Source organism: Brevibacterium yomogidense (assembly GCF_900163715.1).
Taxonomy (GTDB): Bacteria; Actinomycetota; Actinomycetes; order Actinomycetales; family Brevibacteriaceae; genus Brevibacterium; species Brevibacterium yomogidense_A.
This window is the reverse complement of the sequence record NZ_FWFF01000017.1, coordinates 256136-279164: the sequence shown is the minus strand read 5'-3', so window position 1 is coordinate 279164 and position 23029 is coordinate 256136. Positions and strand designations below refer to the sequence as shown.

Annotated in this window: 22 protein-coding genes; 8 read left to right on the top strand and 14 right to left on the bottom strand. The window is 67.8% G+C overall.

The genetic code is table 11. The annotated features are described in order from the left end of the window. Positions 1-72: 72 nt before the first annotated feature. Positions 73-1515, bottom strand: coding sequence for an aldehyde dehydrogenase (locus FM105_RS10280; protein ID WP_218777937.1), 1443 nt, complete (start codon positions 1513-1515; stop codon positions 73-75). Between the two features lie 73 nt (positions 1516-1588). Beyond that, entirely contained in the window at positions 1589-2305 is a 717-nt protein-coding gene (locus FM105_RS10275) for a nitroreductase (RefSeq protein WP_087007892.1), read from the bottom strand. Positions 2306-2440: 135 nt separating this feature from the next. Here FM105_RS10275 and FM105_RS10270 point away from each other — a divergent pair, with 135 nt between their 5' ends. The 3 genes from FM105_RS10270 to FM105_RS10260 are packed head-to-tail and all read left to right on the top strand — an operon-like array spanning position 2441 to position 4838. Next, entirely contained in the window at positions 2441-2995 is a 555-nt protein-coding gene (locus FM105_RS10270; protein WP_179207152.1) for a TetR/AcrR family transcriptional regulator, read from the top strand. 22 nt (positions 2996-3017) lie between these two features. Beyond that, a complete protein-coding gene (locus tag FM105_RS10265) occupies positions 3018-3800 on the top strand; it encodes an enoyl-CoA hydratase-related protein (protein WP_087007888.1) in 783 nt (260 codons plus the stop codon). Positions 3801-3857: 57 nt separating this feature from the next. Beyond that, positions 3858-4838: an NADPH:quinone oxidoreductase family protein gene (locus FM105_RS10260; protein WP_087007887.1), complete on the top strand. Its 981-nt coding sequence runs from the start codon at positions 3858-3860 to the stop codon at positions 4836-4838. Between the two features lie 12 nt (positions 4839-4850). Here the strand turns inward: FM105_RS10260 and FM105_RS10255 are convergent, their stop codons facing one another. Beyond that, positions 4851-6071 carry a benzoate/H(+) symporter BenE family transporter gene (locus FM105_RS10255; protein ID WP_256970333.1) on the bottom strand — a complete coding sequence of 407 codons (1221 nt, stop codon included), beginning with the start codon at positions 6069-6071 and terminating at the stop codon, positions 4851-4853. Between the two features lie 38 nt (positions 6072-6109). Here FM105_RS10255 and FM105_RS10250 point away from each other — a divergent pair, with 38 nt between their 5' ends. Together FM105_RS10250 and FM105_RS10245 are read left to right on the top strand one after the other, a co-directional pair. Next, a complete protein-coding gene (locus FM105_RS10250) occupies positions 6110-7414 on the top strand; it encodes an NAD(P)/FAD-dependent oxidoreductase (RefSeq protein WP_087007883.1) in 1305 nt (434 codons plus the stop codon). A gap of 19 nt (positions 7415-7433) precedes the next feature. Next, on the top strand, positions 7434-8021 hold the full coding sequence (locus FM105_RS10245; RefSeq protein ID WP_087007881.1) for a TetR/AcrR family transcriptional regulator: 588 nt from the start codon (positions 7434-7436) through the stop codon (positions 8019-8021). On the opposite strand, the gene FM105_RS10240 is transcribed toward FM105_RS10245, so the two are convergent. The 6 genes from FM105_RS10240 to FM105_RS10215 all read right to left on the bottom strand — a co-directional run bounded on the left by FM105_RS10240 (position 7990) and on the right by FM105_RS10215 (position 15516). Next, on the bottom strand, positions 7990-9378 hold the full coding sequence (locus tag FM105_RS10240; RefSeq protein WP_087007880.1) for an FAD-binding oxidoreductase: 1389 nt from the start codon (positions 9376-9378) through the stop codon (positions 7990-7992). The genes FM105_RS10245 and FM105_RS10240 overlap by 32 nt on opposite strands. Before the next feature lie 171 nt (positions 9379-9549). Beyond that, positions 9550-9885 (bottom strand): divalent-cation tolerance protein CutA, encoded by a 336-nt coding sequence (gene cutA, locus FM105_RS10235; protein ID WP_087007878.1) that lies wholly within the window; start codon positions 9883-9885, stop codon positions 9550-9552. 79 nt (positions 9886-9964) lie between these two features. Further along, positions 9965-10630: a hypothetical protein gene (locus FM105_RS10230; protein WP_087007876.1), complete on the bottom strand. Its 666-nt coding sequence runs from the start codon at positions 10628-10630 to the stop codon at positions 9965-9967. A 126-nt stretch (positions 10631-10756) separates the two neighbouring features. Next, positions 10757-13585, bottom strand: a complete 2829-nt coding sequence (locus tag FM105_RS10225) for a penicillin acylase family protein (RefSeq protein ID WP_087007875.1) — start codon at positions 13583-13585, stop codon at positions 10757-10759. 204 nt (positions 13586-13789) lie between these two features. Next, positions 13790-14215: a divalent-cation tolerance protein CutA gene (gene cutA, locus FM105_RS10220; RefSeq protein WP_087007873.1), complete on the bottom strand. Its 426-nt coding sequence runs from the start codon at positions 14213-14215 to the stop codon at positions 13790-13792. Beyond that, the gene (locus FM105_RS10215; RefSeq protein ID WP_087008395.1) at positions 14212-15516 is read right to left on the bottom strand and encodes an amidohydrolase family protein; all 1305 of its coding nucleotides are present in this window, start codon (positions 15514-15516) and stop codon (positions 14212-14214) included. The genes cutA (FM105_RS10220) and FM105_RS10215 overlap by 4 nt, the downstream gene beginning before the upstream one ends. Positions 15517-15738: 222 nt before the next feature. Here FM105_RS10215 and FM105_RS14700 point away from each other — a divergent pair, with 222 nt between their 5' ends. Continuing rightward, positions 15739-15882, top strand: a complete 144-nt coding sequence (locus FM105_RS14700; protein ID WP_179207151.1) for a hypothetical protein — start codon at positions 15739-15741, stop codon at positions 15880-15882. A gap of 34 nt (positions 15883-15916) precedes the next feature. Here the strand turns inward: FM105_RS14700 and FM105_RS10210 are convergent, their stop codons facing one another. Further along, on the bottom strand, positions 15917-17605 hold the full coding sequence (locus tag FM105_RS10210; RefSeq protein WP_218777935.1) for an AMP-dependent synthetase/ligase: 1689 nt from the start codon (positions 17603-17605) through the stop codon (positions 15917-15919). A gap of 135 nt (positions 17606-17740) precedes the next feature. Here FM105_RS10210 and FM105_RS10205 point away from each other — a divergent pair, with 135 nt between their 5' ends. Both FM105_RS10205 and FM105_RS10200 read left to right on the top strand, forming a co-directional pair. Further along, positions 17741-18508: a helix-turn-helix transcriptional regulator gene (locus FM105_RS10205; RefSeq protein WP_087007871.1), complete on the top strand. Its 768-nt coding sequence runs from the start codon at positions 17741-17743 to the stop codon at positions 18506-18508. Positions 18509-18563: 55 nt separating this feature from the next. Continuing rightward, positions 18564-19067 carry a mycothiol transferase gene (locus tag FM105_RS10200; RefSeq protein ID WP_087007869.1) on the top strand — a complete coding sequence of 168 codons (504 nt, stop codon included), beginning with the start codon at positions 18564-18566 and terminating at the stop codon, positions 19065-19067. 33 nt (positions 19068-19100) lie between these two features. On the opposite strand, the gene FM105_RS10195 is transcribed toward FM105_RS10200, so the two are convergent. The 4 genes from FM105_RS10195 to FM105_RS10180 form a co-directional block, all read right to left on the bottom strand. After that, on the bottom strand, positions 19101-20603 hold the full coding sequence (locus FM105_RS10195) for a sodium:solute symporter family protein (protein WP_087007868.1): 1503 nt from the start codon (positions 20601-20603) through the stop codon (positions 19101-19103). Further along, positions 20600-20863 (bottom strand): hypothetical protein, encoded by a 264-nt coding sequence (locus FM105_RS10190; protein WP_087007866.1) that lies wholly within the window; start codon positions 20861-20863, stop codon positions 20600-20602. The genes FM105_RS10195 and FM105_RS10190 overlap by 4 nt, the downstream gene beginning before the upstream one ends. Positions 20864-21024: 161 nt before the next feature. Continuing rightward, a complete protein-coding gene (locus tag FM105_RS10185; protein WP_087007864.1) occupies positions 21025-21309 on the bottom strand; it encodes a ribosomal protein L7/L12 in 285 nt (94 codons plus the stop codon). Between the two features lie 123 nt (positions 21310-21432). After that, positions 21433-22950, bottom strand: a complete 1518-nt coding sequence (locus tag FM105_RS10180) for a class I adenylate-forming enzyme family protein (RefSeq protein ID WP_087007862.1) — start codon at positions 22948-22950, stop codon at positions 21433-21435. Between the last annotated feature and the right edge of the window lie 79 nt (positions 22951-23029).

Sequence of the window (23029 nt, the reverse complement as noted above, 5' to 3'; positions counted from 1 at the left end):
GGTGTTCACTCAGCACAACGGTTGAAGTTTGGACTAAATTCCGAGAGAGGCGGCACGGCAGGCTTCATGTGCTCAATCACCCAGGAAGATCGACTTGAGGCTGAAGTAGGCCTCCAGCCCTTCCGGTCCCAGCTCTCTACCCAGACCGCTGCTCTTCACACCGCCGAACGGCGCGCCCCAGTCGAGGTCGTAGCGGTTGACGCCGAACGATCCGGAGACCACTCGGCGTGCGACGCCCAGTCCACGGTCCTTATCGGCCGTCCACACCGTGCCGCCCAGTCCGTATTCGGAGTCGTTTGCCAATGCGACGGCCTCGTCTTCGTCGGAATAGGGGATCACCGACAGGACCGGGCCGAAGATCTCCTCCCGCGCGATCACGGAGTTGTTGTCGACATCGCTGAAGACGGTCGGTTCGACGTACCAGCCTTTGTCGATGCCCTTGGGCTTTCCGCCTCCGGTCGTCAGCGTCGCACCTTCAGCCTTGCCCATCTCGATATAGCCGAGCACCCGCTCCTGCTGCGTCTTGCTCACCACCGGGCCGACGAACGTGTTCGGATCGAGCGGATCGCCCACGGGCAGGGACGACGCCATTGCGGTAATCGCTTCGACGAACTCCGCGTACCGCGACTTCGGAGCAAGGATCCGGGTCGACATGTAGCAGGTCTGTCCGGTGTTGAGCAGCGAGGCGGTCGCCAGGCCCGCCACGGTCTCCTCCACAGAGGCGTCTTCGAGGATGATCCCCGCCGACTTCCCTCCGAGCTCCAGCGTCACCGGCCTCAGCAGCTCACCGCAGACCTTGCCGATCTGCCGTCCCGCCCGCGTCGAACCGGTGAACGCGACCTTGTCGACACCCGGGTGCGCGACGAGATATTTCCCCGTCTCGGCTCCACCTGGAACCACGTTGATGACGCCGGCAGGAATCCCCGCTTCCTGTGCCGCCTCAGCCAGCATGAACGAATCGAGCGTGGTCTCCGGTGACGGCTTGAAGACGACGGTCGACCCGGAGGCGAGGACCGGCGCGAGCTTGAACATCGACAGCACAGCGGGGAAGTTCCACGGCGCGATTGCGCCGACCACTCCGACCGGCGTCCGCTGGACGACGGTCGTGCCTGTTCCGTCCAAGCGTGGGCGCACTTCCTCGAGCTCCACCGTCTTCGCCAAGTCGGCGTAGTAGCGCAGCAGTGCGACGACGCCGTCACCTTCCGCGAAGTTCGCCACGGAGATCGGCATGCCGTTCTGCATGCTCACCGTGCGAGCGCGATCCGTCTTGTGGGAGTCGAGCACATCGGCGAAGCGGTGCATGAGTGCAGACCGCTCCGCCTGGCTGATCTCCGCCCATTCTGGTGAGGTGAGAGCCGCACGTGCGGCGTGCACGGCACTGTCGATATCCGCCGGTGAGGCTTCGGGGAAGGATCCGATCTGCTCCTCGGTCGCGGCGGAGTATGCGTTGATGGTTTCGGTCCCCTGCGGGGCGACCCAGTCGCCACCGATGAAGAGTTCAGAACGGCTATTCACGATCAGGCTCCTTTGCCATTGCTGCGAATCACTGCGATCGTCTGGCCTGCAGCGCTCGCGCGCTGCGTCACTGTCAGGGTTGGCCGACGAACGTGACGGCCTCGTCGACACTCGCACGTGTGGTGCGGAAGTCGTTCGCCGGATGCCCGGCATCGGCGTAGCCGAAGGACACCGCGCAGACGATCTGCCGGTCGTCCGGAATGTCGAAGTACGCGCGCACCGGATCCGGGTGCATGGCGATCGCCGCCTGCGGGATCGTCGCGACGCCCAGTGAGGTCGCCGCATTCAGCAGGTTCGTCACGTAGCCACCGCAGTCGATCGCACCGTAAGCCCCCTGCAGACGATCCGTCGTGATGATCGCGACGTGCGGTGCATTGAAGAACTCGAAGTTCTTCAGCATCTGCTGCGCTCGCCCCTCACGGTCCTCGCGTTCGATGCCGAGGCTCCGGTACAGAGCGAAGCCGGCCTCCCGACGCCGCTCGCGGTACACGCCCACGTATTTCTCCGGCGGTGCGATGTCGGGGTTTCCCGTGGAGGTCTGGGCACTGTCGACCAGCCGCGATGCGAGGTCCCGCACCGGACCGCCGGTGGCGACATAGACATGCCATGGCTGGGTGTTGCACCACGACGCCGTGCGCTGCGCCATGTCGAACATGCGACGGAGCACGTCTGTGGGGACGGGCTCCGGCAGGAACGCACGGCAGCTCCACCTATCAGCGAGCACCTCAGTGAACGCGTCAGCGCGCTCCTCAGACGCCACATCGTCAGTCCCCACAACCGCTGCAGTCATAACCGTCGGTCTCCCCTCACCACGTCACTGTGTGTCAGCTCACGACACAACATACCCCAAGGTATGGTCTACGGGAACGGATCCGGAGCCTCAAGGCCGGCGACGTGTCCCGAAACCCCACCGAGAGGAGGTCACGTGGCGTCGTTGAAGACGGATCAGTTCCTCAAGCAGGGTCTCCAGGTCTTGGCCGAGTCAGGCAGCGGCGACCTTTCCATCACCTCACTGTGCAGGGACCTCGGCGTGACGAAGGGGTCGTTCTACCACCACTTCCGCAGCCTCGCCGACTACACGGATGCTCTCCTCACCTACTGGGAGGAGGAGTGCAACTATCGACCGATCGAGCTGTCGCGGAAGGCTCCGAACGAATTCGACCGCGTCGAAGCGCTGTCGGACTGGGCAGCCTCACTGCCCCACGAGACCGAGGCGGCTCTGCGGGCATGGGGCTCCAGCAATGGACAGGTCGCCGCCGTGCAGGCGCGCGTCGATGCTGCCCGCGAATCGCGGATCCACGAGCTCGTGCGGTCACTCGGAGTGGAGGATGCGAGGGCCCGCGTCCTCGCACAGATGGGAGTGACCCTGCTGATCGGCTTCCAGCATCGCGAACGACCGCTGGAGCCGCGTCAGCTGCGCCGCATGTTCGCTGAGGTGAACACCATCATCTTCCGCGAATCTCAGAAGCCATCGGCCTGAACACCTACACGGAGGTATCGACATGTCTGAACCCACCGAAGAGGCGACCCTGGACCACCGGATCGTGGTTGAGCGGCACGACCACGTGCTCGTCATCCGCCTGGACCGCGAGGACAAGCGCAACGCCATCGACTCGCACATGACCAGTGCCCTGGACGAGGCACTCAATGAGGCAGACGACGACCCCGAGGTCCGGTGCATCGTCCTCGCAGGCGGCGAGCGCGCGTTCTCCGCCGGCACGGATCTGGCCGACGGCGCAGGAACCCCGACAGAACGGGGCGGCCCGTACGGTGTCATCCGTCGCACCCGCCGCACGCCTCTCATCGCCGCCGTCGAGGGCATCGCATACGGAGGCGGGTTCGAGATCGTACTGGCCTGCGACATGGTCGTCGCACACAAGGCGGCGCGCTTCGGTCTGCCCGAGGTCGCCCGCGGAGTGATCCCGACCTGCGGCGGCCTGTTCCGCGGATGGCACAGTCTCCCCGTCACCGTCGCGAAGCAGATGGTCCTGACCGGCAGGCCGCTCACCGCGCAGCGCGCGTACGAACTGGGCATCGTGAACGAACTCGCCGATGACGGCCAAGTGCTCGCCACCGCCCTGGACCTGGCCGCGCAGGTCAGCGAGAACTCGCCCCTGTCCGTGGCGGAGAGCCTCACCGTCATGAACGACGTGCTCGATATCCCTGAAGAACTCGGCTGGACACGCACGGACGAGGCGACCGCCACGGTGAAGTCCTCCGAGGACTACCGGGAAGGGGTCAGCGCGTTCCTGGAGAAGCGTTCCCCGCAGTGGCGAGGACGCTGATCCCACGGACCTGATCGCCACCGACCTGATCGCCCCCCACCCCAGGAGCACACCCACATGCGAAGAATCGTCTGCACGGAGTACGGCGCACCGGAGACGCTGCGAGTCGTCGAGGAGGCGACGCCGCACCCATCCGCTGGAGAAGTACTCATCGAGAATCACGCGGCGGGCGTGAGCTTCGTCGACAGCCTGATCGTCCAGGGCGGCTACCAGGTCAAGCCGCCGCTGCCGTTCACACCGGGGAACTGCTTCGTCGGCACGGTGAGCGCCGTGGGTGAAGGTGTGGACGACGCACTTGTGGGACAGCGGGTCGCCGGAGTGGTCGCCGGCATCGGCGGTGCCTACTCGACGCACGTCATCACGACAGCCGACGGCATCACACTCGTACCTGCGGCGGTCTCCTCTGAGCTCGCAGCGGCGAGCATCGAAAGCTACCTCACCGTCGTGTTCGGAGTGACCCACCGCGTCTCGATCGCAGAAGGAGACGACGTGGTCGTCCTCGGTGCGGGCGGCGGAATCGGCCTCGCCGTCGTCGATATGGCGCGCAGCCTGGGCGCGCGAGTCGTCGCAGTCGCCTCGACGGAGGAGAAGCGGGCCCTTGCTGTGCAGACCGGTGCCGCAGTCGCGATCGGCTATGAGGACCTCAAGGATCGGATCCGCGAGGAGACGGGCGATGGCGCAGACATCGTGTTCGACCCCGTCGGCGGGCCAGCGGCGGAGAGTGCCCTGCGCGCGCTGGCGACCGGCGGCCGCCACTGCGTCATCGGATTCGCATCCGGCGACATCCCCCGACTCCCGGCCAACATCGTCCTTCTGAGGAACAGATCCGTCATCGGCATCGACTGGGGCGACTGGTCACGCGAGGAAGGCGGACCGGCAGGGAACGCGGCACTGCTGAAGGACCTCTTCGCACGCATCGCCGCGGGAGACCTGCGCCCACCGGAGCCCACTGTCGCCGACCTCGACGATGCAGGCCGGATCCTCACGCAGATCTCTGAGCGACGAGCTGTGGGGAAGTACGTGCTCACGACCTCGTAGGCCGCCGCTGCGTCAGAGGTTCGTCCTGCGCCGCTTTCCCAGCCGCAGGACGAACCTCACCAACAGACCCGCCAGCAGTGCCCAGAATGCAGCGCTCACTCCCCCGATCGCGATGCCGGACGCCACCACCGCGAACGTGACGACCGCAGGGATGATGTCATCGACATCCTCCAGCGACGCCTTGAGTGACGACGCGAATGTCCCGAAGAGCGCCAGCCCCGCAACCGCCGCGATCACACCTTCTGGCGCGAGCGTCACCAGCGTGCCGAACGCTGCGGCCCCGATGCCGATGACGATCGCGACGAATCCGGACGTCACGCTCGCGATCCAGCGACGGTCCCGGTCGGGTCCTGCCTCCGGTCCGGCGGTGAGTGCGGCGCTGATCGCCGCAAGGTTGATTCCGTGGCCACCCGCAGGCGCGGCGATCACAGAGCCGACGCCGGTGACGACGATGGCTCGCCGCCACGGCACGTCGTAGCCGAGGCCCTTCATGACGGCCATGCCCGGCACGTTCTGCGAGGCCATCGTCACGAGGTAGAGGGGCAGTGAGATCCCGATGATCGCCTGCACGGTGAACTCGGGTGCGACGAACTCCAGACGCGGCACGATCGTCGCCGCGTCGACTTCCACGCCGGACGACACCACGTGCACGACCACGACGAGCGCGGCGACGAGGAATGCCGCCGGCACCGCCCAGCGCGGGAAGAACCGCATGCCCACCAGCCACACGAGCACGACGGGGATGACTCCGGCCGGGTTCGCGACCGCTCCCGTGATGGGCCCCAAACACAGCTGCAGCAGCACCCCGGCGAGCATCGCCTGCGCCACTGACGTCGGGATCCGCGCGATGAGGTCGCCCAACGGCGGCACCAAGCCGGTGACGACGATGAGCAGACCCGTCACGAAGAACGCACCCACCGCAGCGGGCCAACCACCCTCCACCGCACCCGTCGTCACGAGCAGAGCGGCGCCGGGCGTCGACCACGCGACCGTGATCGGCAGGCGCGACCACCACGCGAGCACCACAGTCCCCACTCCCATGAGGATCGTGACGGCCATGAGGCCGCTGGACGCCTGCGCAGGACTCGCGCCCACAGCAGACAGGCCCGCCAGGACGACGACGAATGAACTGGTGAACGCGACGAGTGCGGAGACGAATCCCGCGGAGATCGGCTGCGCAAGGGGCTGAGGTCCCGGAGACGACGAGGGCTCTGACGCATGCTGGCTCGACACGTGCTGAGTCTCCCACAGCGCAGGGTTCCCTTGAGAGTATGGACGCATTCGACGACCTGGAGGCCTCTCCCGTGAACACTGAACCATCCACGACCTCTGAAACTCAGTCCCGCCGCCACGTCGCCGTGATCGGCGGCGGCGTCATCGGCCTGTCCAGCGCCTACCGTCTGGCCCAGTCCGGCCTGGACGTGACGGTGCTGGAACGCGATGAGATCGGCCAGGGCGCCTCGTGGGGCAACGCCGGATGGATCGTGCCGACACTCATCCAGCCCTTCAACTCCCCCGGCGCGGCCACCGATGCGTTCAAGACGTTCGTCACCCGCGGCGGCTATGCCGCGCTGCGCCAGTTCCCCACCCCGCGCCTCGCAGCCTGGGGTCTGTCGTTCCTGCGCCACAGCGGTTCGAGCCGCAGCGCCGCGTCGATGCGCACCCTGGCGGCGATGGCCCACGACACCGCCGAGGCCACAGGACAGTTGGCAGACGAGCTCGACTTCGAGGTCCACCGGACGGGCCTGCTCATCCCGTTCCGGTCTGACGAGGCGCTCGAGGGATACACCCACACGCAAGCGCAGGTGCAGGAGCTGGGCTACGAGGGCCGCGTCGAGTGGCTGGACTCCCAGCAAGTCGCGCAGCGCGAACCCTCCCTGAGCGATGACCTTGCCGGCGGCGTCCACCTGCTCGATGAACTCACCGTCCGCCCGGACTCCATGACCAGCGCGCTGGCCCGCGGCTTCCGCGAGGCAGGCGGCGAGCTGCGCGAGCACACGTTCGTGACCGGGCTCGACGAAGAACCGGGCGGCCGCTGGACGGTGGCGACGACCTCGGGCGCGGATCTGCTGGTCGATGCCGTCGTGGTCGCCGCGGGCGAGCACTCCGCGAGCCTGCTGCGGAAGGGACGGGCACGCATCCTGCTGCAGTCCGGCCGCGGATGCAGCGTGACCCTGCCCCCGGTCCTCACGCTGAACCAGGCAGTGAAGATCGCGGAGGTCCAGGTCGCCTGCTCGCCGTTCGACAACGGCCAGGTGCGAGTCTCGGGCACGTTCGACCTGGTGGGTAAGGACGCGCCGACGAATCGCAGCCGCATGCAGCACGTGCTCGACGCGGCGACGCCGTACCTGCCCGGCCTCGCTGAGGTCGACTTGGACGAGCACGAGGTGTGGAGCGGCGCACGCCCCACCACGCCGGACAGCGTGCCGGTCGTGGGTCCGGTCGGACCGGCACCGGGACTCTACGCGGCGACCGGCCACGGCACCCTGGGCATGACGCTGGCCGCGGGCACCGCGAACACCATCCACACGCACGTCACACGACTCATGAGAAGCAGAGGGGTGGCCACAGCATGACACCCGTTCCAACGACTGCATCGCCAACTGGTTCGAGCTGTTCTCAGCGCACGGCTTCGCCGACGTGTCGGTCGACGATGTTGCGCGAGCGGCGGGAGTGACCCGCGGCGCCGTCTATCACCACTACCGCAACAAAGCGGGCCTGTTCGGCGCAGTCGCCAGCACCCTGCAGAGGCAGGTCGCCGGTGCAGTCGTCGCCACGGCAGAGTCAGCGGGAGAGAACCCCGGCGAGCAGCTGAAGGCCGGTTGCCACGCATTCATCGACGCGATCACCGCAGGTCCGGCGACGCGTATCCTGCTGATCGATGGGCCGACGGTTGTCGGGTGGGAGAAGTGGCGACAGCTCGACGCCGAGAATTCGGTGGTGCATCTTCGCGAAGCGCTGACCGCAGTCGGTGTCGAAGACGAGCTGCGTGATGCGATGACTGCGCAGCTGTCGGGAGCGATGGACGAAGCCGCCATATGGATCACGCAGCAGCCTGACGCATCGCACGCGCGAGACCTCGCGCACCGCTCCCTCGAGCGCCTGATCGCCGCACTGATCAGCTGGATACCCGCACCAGCAGCCGCCCACCTCAGATCTCCGCGAGCATCTTCCCGGGGTTGAGGATGTTCTTCGGATCCAGCGCGTCCTTCACCGCTCGCTGCGCCCAGCGGGACCCCTCATCGAGCTCCTTCGCAAGCCACCCCTTCTTCAGGTAGCCGACTCCGTGCTCGCCGGTGATCGTGCCGCCCAGGTCCAGACCGATCTGCATGATCTGCTCGAACGCAGCCTCTGCGGTCGCCGTCTGCTGCGCGTCGGCCGCATCGAAGAAGACGGACGGATGGGTATTGCCGTCGCCCGCGTGCGCGACCAGGGCGATCGTGAGCCCCGTCGACTCGCGCAGCTCGCCGAGCCGGTCACAGAATGCCGGCATCGCCGCCCGGGGGATGCACACGTCGTCCAGCAGCTGTCCCCCACCGTGAGCGTGCGCGAAGTGCTCGTACGCCGGCTGGATCGACCTGCGGGTGGCGACCAGCGCAGCGGAGTCCGCCGGATCGTCGGAGACGGCGACGTCCAAGGCGCCCGCGGCCTCGGCGACGGCACCGAAGGCCCCCAGCATGTCCGCAGCCTCCGCAGGCGACTGGTCGAACTGGACCAGCAGCATCGACCCGGCCTCCTCGTTCAGGCCGAAGTCGCCGTAGGAGTTGAGCATCGTGAGGCTCGCACGGTCGAGGAACTCGAACAGGCTGGGCTGGCCGCCTGCGGCCATGAAGTCCGCGACCGCCTGCAGGCCGGAGCGCTCGTCCGGGAACACGGCCACAGCTGTGACCGGGTCGGGCATGAGCGGGATGAGGCGCAGGGTGGCCTCGACGACGATGCCCAGCGTGCCTTCGGAGCCGATGAAGAGCCCGCGCATGTCCAGACCGGCAACACCCTTCGCCGTCTGGGGACCGAACGTGGTGAGCGTGCCGTCGGCCAGCACGACGTCGATGCTGCGGACGAAGTCACGGGTCACCCCGTACTTCACGCAGCACAGGCCGCCCGCGTTGGTCGCGATGTTCCCGCCGATCGAGGAGATCCCCACGGATCCCGGGTCCGGCGGGTAGGACAGGTTGAACGGACGCAGGTGGTCCTTGAGGTCCTGGTTGATGAGCCCCGGCTGGACGCGGACCGTGCGCTCCGAGGTGTTGACCTCCAGCACGTCCTGCATCGCCGCGACGCTCAGCAGGATGGAGCCCTCCGTCGCGTTCGCCCCGCCGGAGATGCCGCTGCGCGCCCCCTGCGGCACGACCGGGATGGTGTGCGCGTGGGCGAAGCGGACGGTGGCCTGCACGTCTTCGACGCTCTTCGCGCGGACCAGGGCGATCGCCCCGTCGTGCGGGCAGAAGAGCGCCTCGTCCTTCGAATGCGCGGCGACGACATCCGGGTCTGTCGTGAGCGCGCCGTCGGTCAGCTGGGCTGCGAGCGTCTGCAGGTCCATGGGTCTCCTTCGCGTGGGGCTCCCCCATTGTCCACTGTGTGCGGTGGCGGTGTGGCGCGGGAGGTGCCGGCTCGGTGGTGAGGTCGCTTCTACCTTGCGCTTTGTTCGCGTTGTGAGTGCGAGCATTCCCGTACATCGCGAGAATCGCTGCGGAGCCCACACGCGGCAGGCTCACTGGTGGTGGACGGACTCCCGGATCCACTGGAGGTAGTCCTCGCTGCCGTTGATGATGGGCTGGACGATGTACTCCGGCTCGTCGTACGGGTGGTGCTGGGAGATGTGGTCGCGCAGAGTACCGGCGGCGGCCTCGGCGGAGGTCTTGAAGGTGAGCAACCACTCCGGGTCGTCGTGCACCTCGCCCTTCCAGCGGTAGAAGCTGCGGATCTCAGAGACCTGCACGCACGCGGCCAGGCCCCGGTCGATCACGGCGGAGGCGAGCGCCTCTGCCGCCTCCACCGAGTCCACGGTCGTCTGAGCCGTCACGCAGTCGGGTGAGGGGGTCGTCATCGTCGCTCCGTTCGGTCATGGACGGGCATCAGTCGTCATGATGGATGATCTGCCGTGGCGCATCAACCAACGATGAGTTTCAGCCCTCGTCCTTCGGGAAGATGAGGCGCTCCGAGCCGTCCTCGTCGCCCCACTCGACCACCCGCGTCACCTGACCACCACGCACTTCCACGCCCGACCACGTGGGAAGCATGAGGGTCGGAATCACCGAGGGGTGCGTCTGGGTCACCTTCCACGCCGGCACGTACTCGACATCCTCCCGCGGGACCGTCTCCCCGAACTCCCAGTCGACCGGGACGATCATCCAGCCCGAGGCCTGCTCCGCGCTGATGTTCAGCCTCTGGAGCCGGTAGTCCTCGAAGTCCTCCCAGCCCGGCGCCGCCAGGATGTCCTGCCAGAACTCCACCGCCTCCGGCCGTTCCTCACAGATCCCGGCGAGCTGCATCTGCTGCGCGTACGTGTAGAGGGCGATGGTGAGGTCCTGCGTGCGCTCGTTCGCCGCATCCCCCTGGTAGTCGGGAGTGCGGAGTGTGAAGACGCCGTCGTTCTCCTCGCCCGGCAGGTCTTCGACGAAGATCGGCCCCCACCCGTACCGCATGGTGAAGCCGTCGAACAGGCGATCACTCTCCCTCTCGAGCTCGCGGAGGATCGATTCGAGCTGCCAGGCGAACACCTCCGCAGCACTCGCCCGCAGTCGGAACTCGCCCGCCTGCCTCTCAGTCCCGACGTACTCACCGAACTCCATGCGCCACCCTCCTCCGTCTGCTGATACCCGCCGCACACCAGACTACGGAGAGACCGGACCCCTGCGGGCAACAGCACGTGTCGATTCGGAAACATCACGGCGACGCTCCCTCACGGTCTCAGCCCCTCACGGCGTCAGCGTGAGCGTGTCCTCCGCCGCGGCATCGACCGCCTCCGGGCTGAAGCCCCACGCATTCTGCGTCCCGCTCGCCCAGTCCTCTGCCTGATCCCGGTAGTGCTCATGGAAGGCGTGGCCGCTCTGGCCGGTCAGGTTCTGCCACGTCGAGGCGTCCCAGTCCCCCACGTCGAGAACCATGCGGAACGACGGGACGGTCGTCGTCGCGAACCCGTCGTCCAGGTCCCAGCCGGTCGCGTTCACGACGCCCGATCCTCCACCGGTCTCATAGGGTCCGCGGTTGAAGAGTGCCTCGACGGGGGCGATCCCGCTGGTCCCGAACGACTGATGCGTCAGCGGCAGCGCGTGCAGCTCGCCCCAGTTCCAGTCATCCGGGTCGGATCCCTGCAGATCGACGAGCTCGGTGTGCGCATCGACCGCCGCCTGCTGCAGCAGCTCATCGCGACCACCGCCCCACCACGGACTGTCCGCATCCGCGGCCTGCTCCGCGAGGAACACCGCGAAGCGCGACTGGTCGTCTCGCGGGATCGTGGTCCGCGCCGGCGATTCGTCCGCCCCGGCGGGCGGTTCACCTGACTCGGCATCGGTATCGGCCGTCGCACCGTGCGTATTGACCATGCCCGCCGTCACGTGGTCCCACAGCACGTTCGCGTATGCGGCAGCCGCCGAATCCGCGGTGCTCTGCCCGTCCCAGTTCGCCAGCAGTCCGAGCGCCTCCCGCACGTCCTCGTCCTCGACGGAGACCTCCGCGTACAGATCCTGCAGCGTGTCCGCCGCCGGGAACTCGTTGTCCATCTGGATGTCGGCCATGTCCGCCGCCGTCACAGGCCCCGCCTCGATCGCGTTCTCCAGCAGCTCGACGATGCGTGCGCCGCGGTACCCGTAGTCCCAGTCGCGGCTGAGGAAGTATTCGTAGTCGTCATCCACGATCGCGTTGTTCGCCGTGACGATGTAGCCGGAGTCCGGGTTGTAGACGACCGGCTGCTCCTCGAAGGGGATGAAGCCCTGCCAGTCGAATGCACTGTCCCAGCCCGGCTGAGGCAGCCACCCGTCGCCCTCACCGCGGATCGGCAGCCGGCCCGGTGCCTGGTAGCCGATGTTCCCGTCCGTGTCCGCATAGATGAGGTTCTGCGCCGGCACGTCGAACTGCGAGGCCGCGTGCCGGAAGTCGGAGAAGTCCTCGGCCAGGTTGAGCGAGAAGATCGCCTGCGCGGTGGTGCCCGCGTCCAGCGCGGTCCACCGCAGGCTCAGGGCGTAGTCGTCGCCCGACAGCGAAGGATCGTCCGCCGGCTCGCCGTTCGGGATCGGGTCCGTTCCCGAGGCCGGATCCAGCGGCCGCTCCTCCGCACCTCGCGTGGCCCCCACCCGCGGGAAATCGGCGACCGCGGTGAACTCCGGGGTGAGGCCGGAGACGACCGGGCCGTGCGCCGTCGAGCGCACCTCGAGGGCGACGTCCTCTCCCCCGGCGACTTCGATGGTCTCCTGGCGGGTCTCGAATGGGATGGTCTCACCGTCGCGCAGGTGGCCCTCTCCGATGACGCGTTCGACGTAGAGATCCGCGACATCCGTCGTGAGGTTCGTGAAGCCCCACGCCACCTGCTGGTTGTGGCCGATCACGATGCCGGGCAGACCGGAGAAGCTGTACCCGGCCACGTCGAACGGGCATTCGTCCGTCACCTCGGCGCACCGCAGCTGCATCTGCGACCACACGGACGGCAGGGCGGCGCCCAGGTGGGGATCGTTCGCCAGCAGTGGATCGCCGGTGTCCGTGTGCTCACCGCTGACCACCCAGGAATTGGATCCGATCCCCTCGGTCTTCCCGCCGACCAGCGTGTCGACGCGCTCCAGCAAGTCGCTCAGCGCTGAGGTGTCGAAGTTCAGTGAGCCGAGCGCGCCCGCGCTGCCCGGCGCGGCCTCGGCCGCGTCAGGGGTGGCTTCGGCATCCGCGTCCGGCTCATCAGTGGACGCGGCTGCGGGACCGCCGGCAGCCTCGGCGTCGTCCGCAGTCGCAGGTGCGGGGATGCCCGCGTCGACGACGTCCGAACCGTCCGGGTCCTCCGCCATGATGACCGGGTGCTCGTCGAACGGGTAGTCCGGGTACAGGTCGTCCAGGCGCTCGGGTGCGAGGCCCTGACCCAGGATCGCGCGGTTCGTCTCGTCCTCGATGTTGGTGCGCAGGTCCCAGGCCATGGCCTTGAGCCAGGCGACGGAATCGGTGGGCGTCCAGGGTTCCGGCTCGTAGTCGCTGTTCTGCAGCCCGAGCACCGTGTACTCGAGCGCGAGCGCACCGCCCTGCCGCTCCTCGAGGTAGGCGTTCACCCCGTCGGCATAGGCCTCGTAGTAGCTGAGCGCATCCGGAGGCAGCGCCGCGACCTCCTCTTCCGCGATGCGGTGCCATCCCAGGGTGCGCAGGAACGAGTCCGTGCCCACCTGTGCCTCCCCGAACAGCTCGGAGAGGCGACCGCCGGTCATGTGGCGGCGGAAGTCCATCTCCCAGAAGCGGTCCTGGGCGTGGACGAAGCCCTGTGCGCGGAAGAGGTCGTCAGTGGTCTCCGCCGTCAGTGTGGGGATGCCGTGGCCGTCGCGCTGCACGGTCACCTCGCTCTGCAGGCCGGCGACCTCGATCTCGCCGTCAGTCTGCGGGAAGGCGCGCATGACCGACCACGTGAGGAAGGCTGTCACGAGCAGGACGAGGACCAGGAGCCCGGCGAGGATGCTCAGGAGGATCGTACGGAGGCGTGAGCGCGTGGGCTTCGCAGTGTCGCGTGTGGCCTGAGAGTCTGTGATCGACTCGTCCTGCGACGTGCCGCGCTGCGCCATTGACCGGTCCTTCACTCAGAGACGAAGCGCACGGGGAAACCCCGTGCGCTGGGAGGCGATGCCTGTGATCGACCGGCTGCGGCACCGTCACCGAGCGGTCCGAGTCATGGCACCCCACAGTCTCCCACCGTTCTCACAGGTAAGCGACGGATCAGCACAGCTTGTTACCGAGGCGTGACGGTCCGTCAGCCTGGTGACTGTCCGTCAGTCGTGGGTCACGCTCTCAGCGATCCACGCGAGGTAGGAGTCGCTGCCGCCGATGATCGGCAGGATGATGAGCTCCGGTTCGTCGTAGGGGTGCTCGCGATCGAGGAAGTCCTTCAGCGGGCCGTCCGCGGCCGCCGCGGTCGTCTTGAACGTCAGCAGGAACTCGGGGTCGTTCTGCACCTCGCCCTCCCACCGGTAGTAGCTGCGGATCGCGGAGATCTGCACACAGGCGGCGATTCCCCGTTCAACCGCGGCCGACGCAAGGTGCTCCGCGACCTCGCGGGAATCCGTCGTCGTCTCCGCTGTGAGGAGCGCGGGCTGGGTGCCCGGCTGGGAACCGGACTCCGTCGCGCGCTCCGCCTCGGACTCCGTGTCGGACTCAGCCTCGGACTCATTGTCGGGCTGCTGTGGGGTGCCGGTCATGACTCAGTCCTCTCCTCGACGGTCGTGTTCCCGACCTGCGTGCTCCACGTGCGGGTGCGGGGCTCCTGGCGGAAGACCTCGACCCCGCGGTGCAGGGACAGGAGGACGTCCGGATGCTCGCGGACGACCTCGCGATCGGTCTGCGCGTCCAGGACGAGCAGGTCCGCGTGCGCGCCTTCGCGGATCCCGTAGTCCTCGAGCCCGAGGTTGCGGGCCGGGCTCACGGTGATGAAGTCCAGTGCCGCATCGAGGTGGTCCGTCGTGAGCAGGTGGGCCACGTGGAGGCCCGCGTCGAGGTTGCGCACCGGGTCGCCCGCGCCCATCGGGTACCAGGGGTCCTCCATCGAGTCCTGGCAGAAGGCGACGGGCAGCCCCCATTCGACGAGGTCGCGCACGGGGGCGACCCCGCGCGGAGTCGGCGGGCCGAACCCCCGGCCCTGCAGCTGCAGGTTCTCATTCGGCGCGATCGCGAACCCCAGGTCCGCTTCGACGAGCTTGGGCAGCAGCCGGGCCAGGTAGCCCGGGGCGTAGTAGGCCATCGCGACGGCGTGGCTGACGGTCACCCGACCGTGGAGACCACGGGCCCGGGCCTCGGCGGCCATCACATCGACGAACCGCGACTGCGGATCGTCGATCTCATCGCAGTGGATGTCGACCAGCGCCTCGTGCTTCTCCGCGAGATCGAAGAGGAAGGCGACGGAGCGCTCCCCGTCGGACCAGCTGGGTTCCAGATGCGGGATGCCGCCCACGACGTCCGCGCCTTCGGACAGCGCGCGGTCCACCAGTGCGTCACCGCCGTCGAACGCATAGATCCCGTTCTGCGGGAACGCGACGATCTGGAGGCTGCACCACGCGGCGATCTCCTCCTTGAGCTCCCGCAGCGCGTAGAAGGCAGTCAGATCGGGATCCGTCACGTCGACGTGCGTCCGGACGTAACCGACGCCGTGGGAGGCGGCGCTCAGAGCCGCGGCCCGGGCGTTGTCCTTGATCCGGTCGTGGTGCTGGAGCCCCTGCGCCTTGCGGTCGCGCCAGATGTCGATCGCCTCGAAGAGGGTGCCGGACGCGTTGTCGCGTGGCACGCCCGCGGTCTTCGCGTAGTCGAGGTGGATGTGGTTCTCGACGAACTGAGGGCTGACCAGCCGGCCGGCAGCGTCGAAGTCCGCCGAGGCGGTGGTCCGGTCGGACTGGCCCCCGTCGGCAGGTGCGACCGCGGCTGGGCGGATCGACGTGATGCGCCCGTCCCCCACTGCGATGTCGACGAGGCCCTCCCTGCCGCGGAGGCGCGCGTTCCGGATCTGCACTGCGGTCCCCTTCCCTCGTGCGCCCGGGGATCGATCTGCCTGCACCAGGCTGCTCGTCCTCGGGCACCTCCAGTCTGTCAGGATCCGGCCAGGAACTCATCAGATGCAGCGCGATCCGACTTCGCTTGTCGCTCCGGACTCGGTAAGGTGGAGGTGCGGTTCTCGAGCCTCACGTCGCTCTGCGGCGGGCGGCATCCACACGTGTCTGGAAGGAGCGGCTCCATGGGCGACGCCGACATCAACACCATCATCTCCGTGCTCGGTCTTGCGGCACTGATGTTCTCCCCGCTGATCGCGCTCCTGGTGCTGCCGACCGCAGACAGGTCGCACCGCAAGAACCGCCTGACGCAGGCCACACGGGACTGACAGCAGCTCTCAGTCCGTACGGAGAGCGGCGAGCTCAGACGTACAGCTCGTCGATCTCCGGCGCATAGAGGTCCTCGATCACGCGCCGACGCAACTTCATCGTCGGCGTGAGCTCATGTCCGGGCCGCCACGCGTCCGGCAGCAGCGTGAACTTCTTGATCTGCTCGACCCGGGCGAGCGTGGCGTTCGCCTGATCGATCTGCTCCTGGATCCGACCCCGCAGATGCGGATCGTCAAGACCCTTCTCGCCCGCCTGCGCGGGATCCGCGACGACCAGCGCCACGTTGTAGGGGCGTCGGTCCCCGACCACGGCGACCTGCTCCACGAGGTTCCCGGCAGAGCGGATCGCCATCTCGATCGCGGTGGGCGACATGTTCTTGCCGGCCGCGTTGATGATCAGCTCCTTCTTCCGGTCGATGATCCAGAGGAATCCGTCCTCGTCGATCCGGCCGATGTCCCCCGTGCGCAGCCAGCCCGACGCGTCGACGGCGTCCGCGGTCTTCTCCGGAGCTCCGTGGTAGCCCTTCATCACCTGCGGCCCGCCCACCAGGACCTCACCGTCGTCGGCGAGCGCGACCTCCACGGTGTCCAGCGGCCGGCCGACGCTGCCGGCACGCAGCGCATCCGGTGCGTTGACGGCGACGCAGCACGACACCTCGGACATGCCCAGCACCTCGCACAACGGCAGGCCCAGCGCACCGAAGAACTCGACGACCGCGATCGGCGTGGGCGCAGCACCGGTGACCACCCAGGCGGCTTCGTCCAGGCCGAGCTTCACGCGCAGCGCCTCCCCGATCGCCGGGTCCTGGCGCGCATCGCCCAGCAGGTCGCCGGAGTACCCCGCTTCGAACGCGGCCTTGAACTTCTCCCACACCCGCGGAACAGCACCGAACAGGGTGGGCCTGGTGCGCGCCACGGCAGCGGGTACCGCGCTCATGTCCTCGACGCACATCAGCGTGTTCGCATAGGTCATGAAGGCGGAGTAGTGCGACGTCCAGCGGTCCGCGACGTGCGCGGCCGGGAGGAACGAGACCTGCCGCCCCTGCCCCGGCAGCGGAACCGCTGAGTGGACCCCCTGCAGCTGGACCAGCATGCCGCGATGGGTGAGCTCGACTCCCTTGGGCGCCCCGGTGGTGCCGGACGTGTAGATCAGCGTCAGCAGGTCGTCGGGTGCGATATCGGCGGCTGTGGAGAAGTCGAAGTCCGTCGAGGCGGCGGACAGCTCTGCCACCAGGTCGCCGTGGACGGAGGACTCCTGATCGATCAGCAGGATCCGGTCGATGGACGGCACCGCCGCCGTGGCGGCCTCCAGCGAGGCGAGGAAGCCCGATTCCGCGAGGACGACCTCGGCTCCGGAATCCTCGAGCACGAAGGCGATCTGCTCCGGGGAGGATGTGTTGTAGATGCTGAAGGGTACGGCGCCCAGCACCATGATCGCGGCATCGACGACGTGGAACTCCGGGCGGTTGCGCAGCATGAGGGCGACCGGCTGACCACGACGGATACCCTGCGCGCGCAGAGTCTGCGCGACGGCGCCGATCCGATTCAGCGTCTCCTCATACGTCCATTCCAGACCCGTCTCGTAGGAGCGGAGAGCGATCTGGTCAGGGCTGGCCTGCGCCGTCGTGACCAGCAGATCGGCCATGCTGGTCGCGGTGCGGAGTCGATCGGCGATCGCGTCGGCGGTGAAGACGCTCGAGTGCGGCACGTCGATGTGGGTCACTGGGGGAACTCGCTTCCTCGAGAGTGGTGTCTGCCTCCCATCCTGGGCCGCGGGAACGCTGTCGGACACCCCTGGACGTCGTCGGCGAGCACCCGAACGGGTGGTTCGATGCGATTCCCGACTAGATTGATGAGTGTGACCACCTCTGATCGTTCAGCGCTCGACTTCGAGGACCTGCTGGCCCGCTTGGCCGACGTCGTCTACGCCGTCGACGTCGACGGTCGCTTCACCTACGTGAACCCTGCGGGCACGCGTGTGTTCGGCCGTGCTGCGGACGAAGTCGTGGGGCACCACTTCTCACTCGTCATCGAACCGGGCGCGCTCGCTGACACGGCGGAGCACTTCCGCCGCGGGATCGAGGGACCGGAGACGAATCCCTTCTTCGAGACGCGGATCCTCCGCCCGAACGGGGAGGTGCGGGAGCTCGAGATCCACGCCGGCAGCCTGTATCGGCGCGGCCGTCTGGTCGGACGGCAGGGAGTGGGCCGCGACATCACGGAACTGCGCCGACTCCAGGAGGAGCTCGCAGAGAAGACCAGCCGTCTAGCGCTCCTCGAGGACCAGCAGCGTGCGGCCATGGACGTGTACCGCCGGCTCAACCTCGTGGCCGGGCAGGTCGTCAGCGACCCGGCCCGCGCCGGACGTGCGCTGGACGCGGTCGAGGACTCGTTCCAGCTGGAGACCGCGCGCTCACTGGGTCTGCAGGACGATCTGGGGATCATCCGACTGGTGTCCGATGGCTACTCGAACCAGGAGATCGCCGAACGCGTGCATCTGAGCGTGCACACGGTGAAGGACCGGGTGAGCCGCATCGTCACCGCACTGGGCGCGCGCAGCCGGGCCGGCGTCGCCTCCCGGGCGGCCGGCGCCGGCGTGCTCCGCTCGCATTCCCCGGAAACGTAACCCTGGCGGCCCGAGGGGCTAGCCGGGCGCGCTGCGCGAGGGGCACACTGAGGACATGGATTCACGAGAACTCCTCACCGACCTCGCCCGCCGCCCTCTGCAGGAACTCGACCACTTCTGGGACTCCGTCGACGCGGAGCAGCTCAACGGGCACCCGGCCGGTCACCCCAACTCGATCGCGTGGCTCGTGTGGCACACCGGCCGGGAGATCGACGTCCAGGTGGCCGACGCCTCGGGCCGCGAGCAGATCTGGGCGCAGGGCTGGTCCGCGCGGTTCGACCTCGACGTGGAGGACGACGACCTGGGCCTCGGACACACGGAGGACGAGGCGCGCGCGATCGTCGTCGAGAACAAGGACCTGCTGCGCGGGTACCTGTCCGCGGTGACCGACGAATCGCTCGACTACATCAGCACGCTACGCCCCGATGATCTCTCCGCAGTGATCGACGAGAGCTGGGATCCACCCGTCACGCGCGGTGTGCGACTGGTGAGCGTCTACGCGGACGCCCTGCAGCACGTGGGCCAGGCGGCCTACGCGGCGGGGACCCAGCGAACCTGACTCAGGCGCCCACCTCGTCAGGCCTCCACCTCGTTAGGCCTCCACCTCGTCGGGATCGTCCCAGCGCTCCCGCGCGAAGTCGTGGTGACGACGGCGGATCTTGAGCAGCAGCCGCGAATCCCTGGGCTTCGTGAAGAGGCTCACGGCCACGAACACGATGATGTTGAGCAGCAGCGCCAGCAGCTCGACGCCGCCCTCCGCGAACGGACCCGGTGCCCACTGCGGGATCGCGGTGAACACCACCAGGGTCGCGAGGCCGACGATCAGACCGGCGGTCGATCCCGCGACACTGGCGCGCTTCCAGAACAGCGCACCCACGGTGGGGACGATGATCTGGGCGAGCCCACCGAAAGCCACCAGACCGATGGTGACGAGCAGCCCCGGGATGTAGAGGGCCGCGATGTAGGCGAGCGCGGAGAACACCAGGATCGCCCAGCGGCCCACCCAGACCTTCTTCCGCTCTGGCAGGTCCTTCTGGAAGTAGCGGTCGTGGAAGTCGATCGTGTAGCTGGCGCCCATCGCATGGACCTGCGAGTTCGCCGTCGACATCGCCGCACCTGCGCCCGCCGCGACGACGACGAGTGCCAGCAGCATCGGCGCGTACTCGAGCAGCACGAGCGGCAGGACCTGATCGGGATTCTCGATGTCGGGCATGAGGAGCGTGCCGGCATTGCCCACCAGCATCGATCCCAGGTAGGCGATCGCCATGAGCCCCACGAGGAACGGCATCATGTCGAACAGCCGGGGGCTCTTCGTCGCGTACATGCGCGTCCACATCTGCGGCCCCATGAGCGCACCCAGCGGGGTGATGAGGAACATCGTGATCCACGTCATCCAGACGCCGTCTCCCAACAGCAGATGGTCCGGGTTCACCTGTTGGATCTCATCGAACATCGTGCCCATGCCACCGACGTGGCCCACGACGAAGACGCCGGAGAAGATCAGGCCCAGGAAGATCGCGACGCCGTAGAAGATGTCCGTCCACGCGATGGCGCGGACACCGCCGGCCCACACATAGATGATGATGACGACGTAGAAGAGCAGGCCGCCCAGCCAGAACGGGACCGTTCCGCCGGAGGCCACCTCCATGAGGTAGGCGCCGCCGGTCAGCTGGATCTGGAGGTGCGGGACGGTGAAGACCAGCAGGACGATCGCGATGAAGGTCGCGAGCTTGGACGAGCCGAAGAGGTCGGCGAAGAAGTCCCGCGCGGTGAGGTAGTCACCGCGCTTGCCGTGGAACCAGACGCGCTTGCCGATCCAGTAGTACATGACGCCGAAGAAGATGTTCCAGACCAGCGCGGTCCAGAAGAGGGGGCCGTCGAGGTAGAAGCTCGCGTTCGACCCGAGGAACGCGAACGCGCTCCACCACGTGGCGGTGACAGTGAAGAACACCGCCACGGATCCCATCGCCCGCCCTTGGACGAAGTAGTCGGCCGTCGTGGACTTCGAGAACCTCGACGCGATCGTTCCGAGGACGAGCGGGATGAGGAGGAAGAAGCAGATGACCGCGATCCCCAGGATCTCGTCAGTGCTCATGATGCGGCCTCCTCATCGAACTCATCGGCGAGTTCTTCAGGCCGCGGCCGGCCCCACCTCGTTCTGTAGGCGATGAACAGCACCACGCAGAGGATGAGCCAGATCAGTGCGTTGAAGCCGTAGATGAACGGCATCCCGAAGATCCGCGGCTCCGCCACATCGTGGTAGAAGAGGATTCCGGGGAACTGCAGTGCGGCAAGACCGGCGATGATGATCGTCCAGTACGTGATGGTCAGAGGCGTCGGCGTCTTTCTGGCCATGGCAGGAGGTCCTTCGCTGGCAGACAACGCAGTGACGCCTCTGAGAGCCGCAGCCGGATGAGCGCGGACCCGAAGAGCGGACACTGCGCTGTGTTCGTTGACGGGCTACTGCCAGCGTAGATGCTCCGTCAACGAGGGCCCGCGCCACCAGCGGCCCCGGCTCACCAGCGGCCGCGGGCCTCGTACTCATCGACAGCCTGCTTGGCCTCGATCAGTCCGGCTCCCGTGACCGTGCGGTACTCCTTGATCGCCTTGATCTTCTGGCCCTCTCCGACCAGTCGGCGGACCTCCGCTGTGAGCCCGTGATCCGACGCGTCGCGCAGCTCCTCGAGCTCTGAAGCGGGCAGGCCGGACGCTCCCGCGAGTCGCTCGACCAGCGCTTCGAGCGTCGCCACTCTGCGGGTGAGCGCGTCGATGCGTGCGTGGGCTTTCCAATCTCCGAACATGAGCGCGAGTCTACGCACGCATCGACGCTGGCCAGGAGCGTGTCTCAGCCCCGGCCTCGGTCTCGAGCGTCGGTCCCGAGGTCCCCTGGCCCGAGGTGCCGACCGGCGCCTCGGGCCTCGCCGTCAGCCCACCGCCATCGTCCGCAGCTCGTGCTTGAGCAGCTTGCCGGACGGGTTCCGCGGCAGCGCCTCTTCGATGACGACCTCCCGCGGCAGCTTGTAGCGCGCCAGCTTCGATTCGAGGAACTCGCGCAGGCCCTCCGTCGTGAGGCCTGCTCCCGCCTCACCCTCCGCCGGGGTCACGAACGCGACGACCTGCTGGCCCCACTCGGGATCCGGCTTCCCGACCACGGCTACGTCCGCCACGCCTGGATGCAGCGCGATCGCCTCCTCGACCTCGAGGGAGAACACGTTCTCACCGCCCACGATGATGACGTCCTTGAGCCGGTCGACGACGTAGTAGTAGCCGTCCTCATCCACACGCGCGATGTCGCCGGTCTTGTACCAGCGGCCTTCGAACGCGGCCTCGGTCGCGTCGGGGCTCCCCAGGTATCCCTTCATGACGGTGTCCGACAGGAACCAGATCTCTCCCGACTCCCCCGGCCCCGCGTCCGTCCCGTCCGCTGTGACGACGCGCATCTGCACACCGATCATCCCGGATCTCCCGATGCTTCCCGGCTTCTCCAGCTGCTCGTGCGGCCGCAGCACGCTGCCGCTGGGGCCCGTCTCCGACATCCCGAACAGCTGGTAGTGCGCTCCCGGCTGGTAGGCCTCGAGGATCTTGCCGGTCCCCGCGGCGTCGATCGGTGCACCGCCGAACGTCCAGCGCCGCACCGACGAGAAGTCGAAGTCCGCGAAGTCCTTCCCGGAGGCCGCGGCTGCACGAAGGGGCGCCAGGTACGCGACCGTCGGTCCGAAGAACGTCGTGATCCGCTCCGCTCCGATCAGTTCGAGCGTCTCGATCGGGTGGTACTCCCTCTGCAGCACGACCGTGCCGCCCATCAGCAGCACCGGCAGCATGCAGACGTTCAGCGGCGCGGAGTGCCAGATGGGCATCGCGATGAGGATCCGCTCGTCCGATTCGTACCCCAGGTTCAGGGAGAGCTGCGTCGCCAGCCGCACCAGGGAGTCGTGCGTGTGCACGCAGCCCTTGGGCGCGCTCGTCGTCCCGGATGTGTAGAGCACCTCCGCGGGCGCTCGGTCGTCGTCGTGGGTCTCCGTCCAGGGCTCGGCCTCTGCGTGGAGCTCCTCGAACGTTCCGCCCGCTCCGGTCGTCAGCCAGTCGACGTCCGGCGCACCGGCCCGAGCGGTCTCCGCGAGCTCCCCGCTCACCACGCCCACGGTCGCGCCGCTGTGGCCCACCGTGTAGGCGACCTCCGGGACCTGCAGCTTGTGGTTCACCGGCACGAACGTCGCGCCCAGCATCCATGCGCCGAAGGCCGTGAAGACGAAGGCGGGTTCGTTGAATGTCATCGCCGCGACGGTGTCGCCGGACCTCACGCCGCGGTCGGCCAGCAGCCCGGCGGCCTTCTCGGATTCGGCCACGAGCTCCGTGTACGTCCATGTCGTCTCGCCGCTGACCAGTGCCTGCGCCTGGGGAGCCCGCATAGCGGACCCGCGGAGCATCGTGCTGAGCTTCATTGCCCACTCCCTGTGATCGGTGTCATACTCGGCTCATTGAACCACGATTCAAACCTTGGCGGAAATCACGGGCCGACCT

Bases quoted from the DNA above. Each gene is read 5' to 3' on its own strand.
- FM105_RS10240 (WP_087007880.1), bottom strand. From the start codon at position 9,378: ATGGACCTGCAGACGCTCGCAGCCCAGCTGACCGACGGCGCGCTCACG.
- FM105_RS10185 (WP_087007864.1), bottom strand. From the start codon at position 21,309: ATGTTCGGAGATTGGAAAGCCCACGCACGCATCGACGCGCTCACCCGC.
- FM105_RS10190 (WP_087007866.1), bottom strand. From the start codon at position 20,863: ATGGCCAGAAAGACGCCGACGCCTCTGACCATCACGTACTGGACGATC.
- FM105_RS14700 (WP_179207151.1), top strand. From the start codon at position 15,739: ATGGGCGACGCCGACATCAACACCATCATCTCCGTGCTCGGTCTTGCG.
- FM105_RS10265 (WP_087007888.1), top strand. From the start codon at position 3,018: ATGTCTGAACCCACCGAAGAGGCGACCCTGGACCACCGGATCGTGGTT.
- FM105_RS10200 (WP_087007869.1), top strand. From the start codon at position 18,564: ATGGATTCACGAGAACTCCTCACCGACCTCGCCCGCCGCCCTCTGCAG.
- FM105_RS10260 (WP_087007887.1), top strand. From the start codon at position 3,858: ATGCGAAGAATCGTCTGCACGGAGTACGGCGCACCGGAGACGCTGCGA.
- FM105_RS10250 (WP_087007883.1), top strand. From the start codon at position 6,110: ATGGACGCATTCGACGACCTGGAGGCCTCTCCCGTGAACACTGAACCA.
- FM105_RS10230 (WP_087007876.1), bottom strand. From the start codon at position 10,630: ATGGAGTTCGGTGAGTACGTCGGGACTGAGAGGCAGGCGGGCGAGTTC.
- cutA (WP_087007873.1), bottom strand. From the start codon at position 14,215: ATGACCGGCACCCCACAGCAGCCCGACAATGAGTCCGAGGCTGAGTCC.
- FM105_RS10275 (WP_087007892.1), bottom strand. From the start codon at position 2,305: ATGACTGCAGCGGTTGTGGGGACTGACGATGTGGCGTCTGAGGAGCGC.
- FM105_RS10180 (WP_087007862.1), bottom strand. From the start codon at position 22,950: ATGAAGCTCAGCACGATGCTCCGCGGGTCCGCTATGCGGGCTCCCCAG.
- cutA (WP_087007878.1), bottom strand. From the start codon at position 9,885: ATGACGACCCCCTCACCCGACTGCGTGACGGCTCAGACGACCGTGGAC.
- FM105_RS10195 (WP_087007868.1), bottom strand. From the start codon at position 20,603: ATGAGCACTGACGAGATCCTGGGGATCGCGGTCATCTGCTTCTTCCTC.
- FM105_RS10225 (WP_087007875.1), bottom strand. From the start codon at position 13,585: ATGGCGCAGCGCGGCACGTCGCAGGACGAGTCGATCACAGACTCTCAG.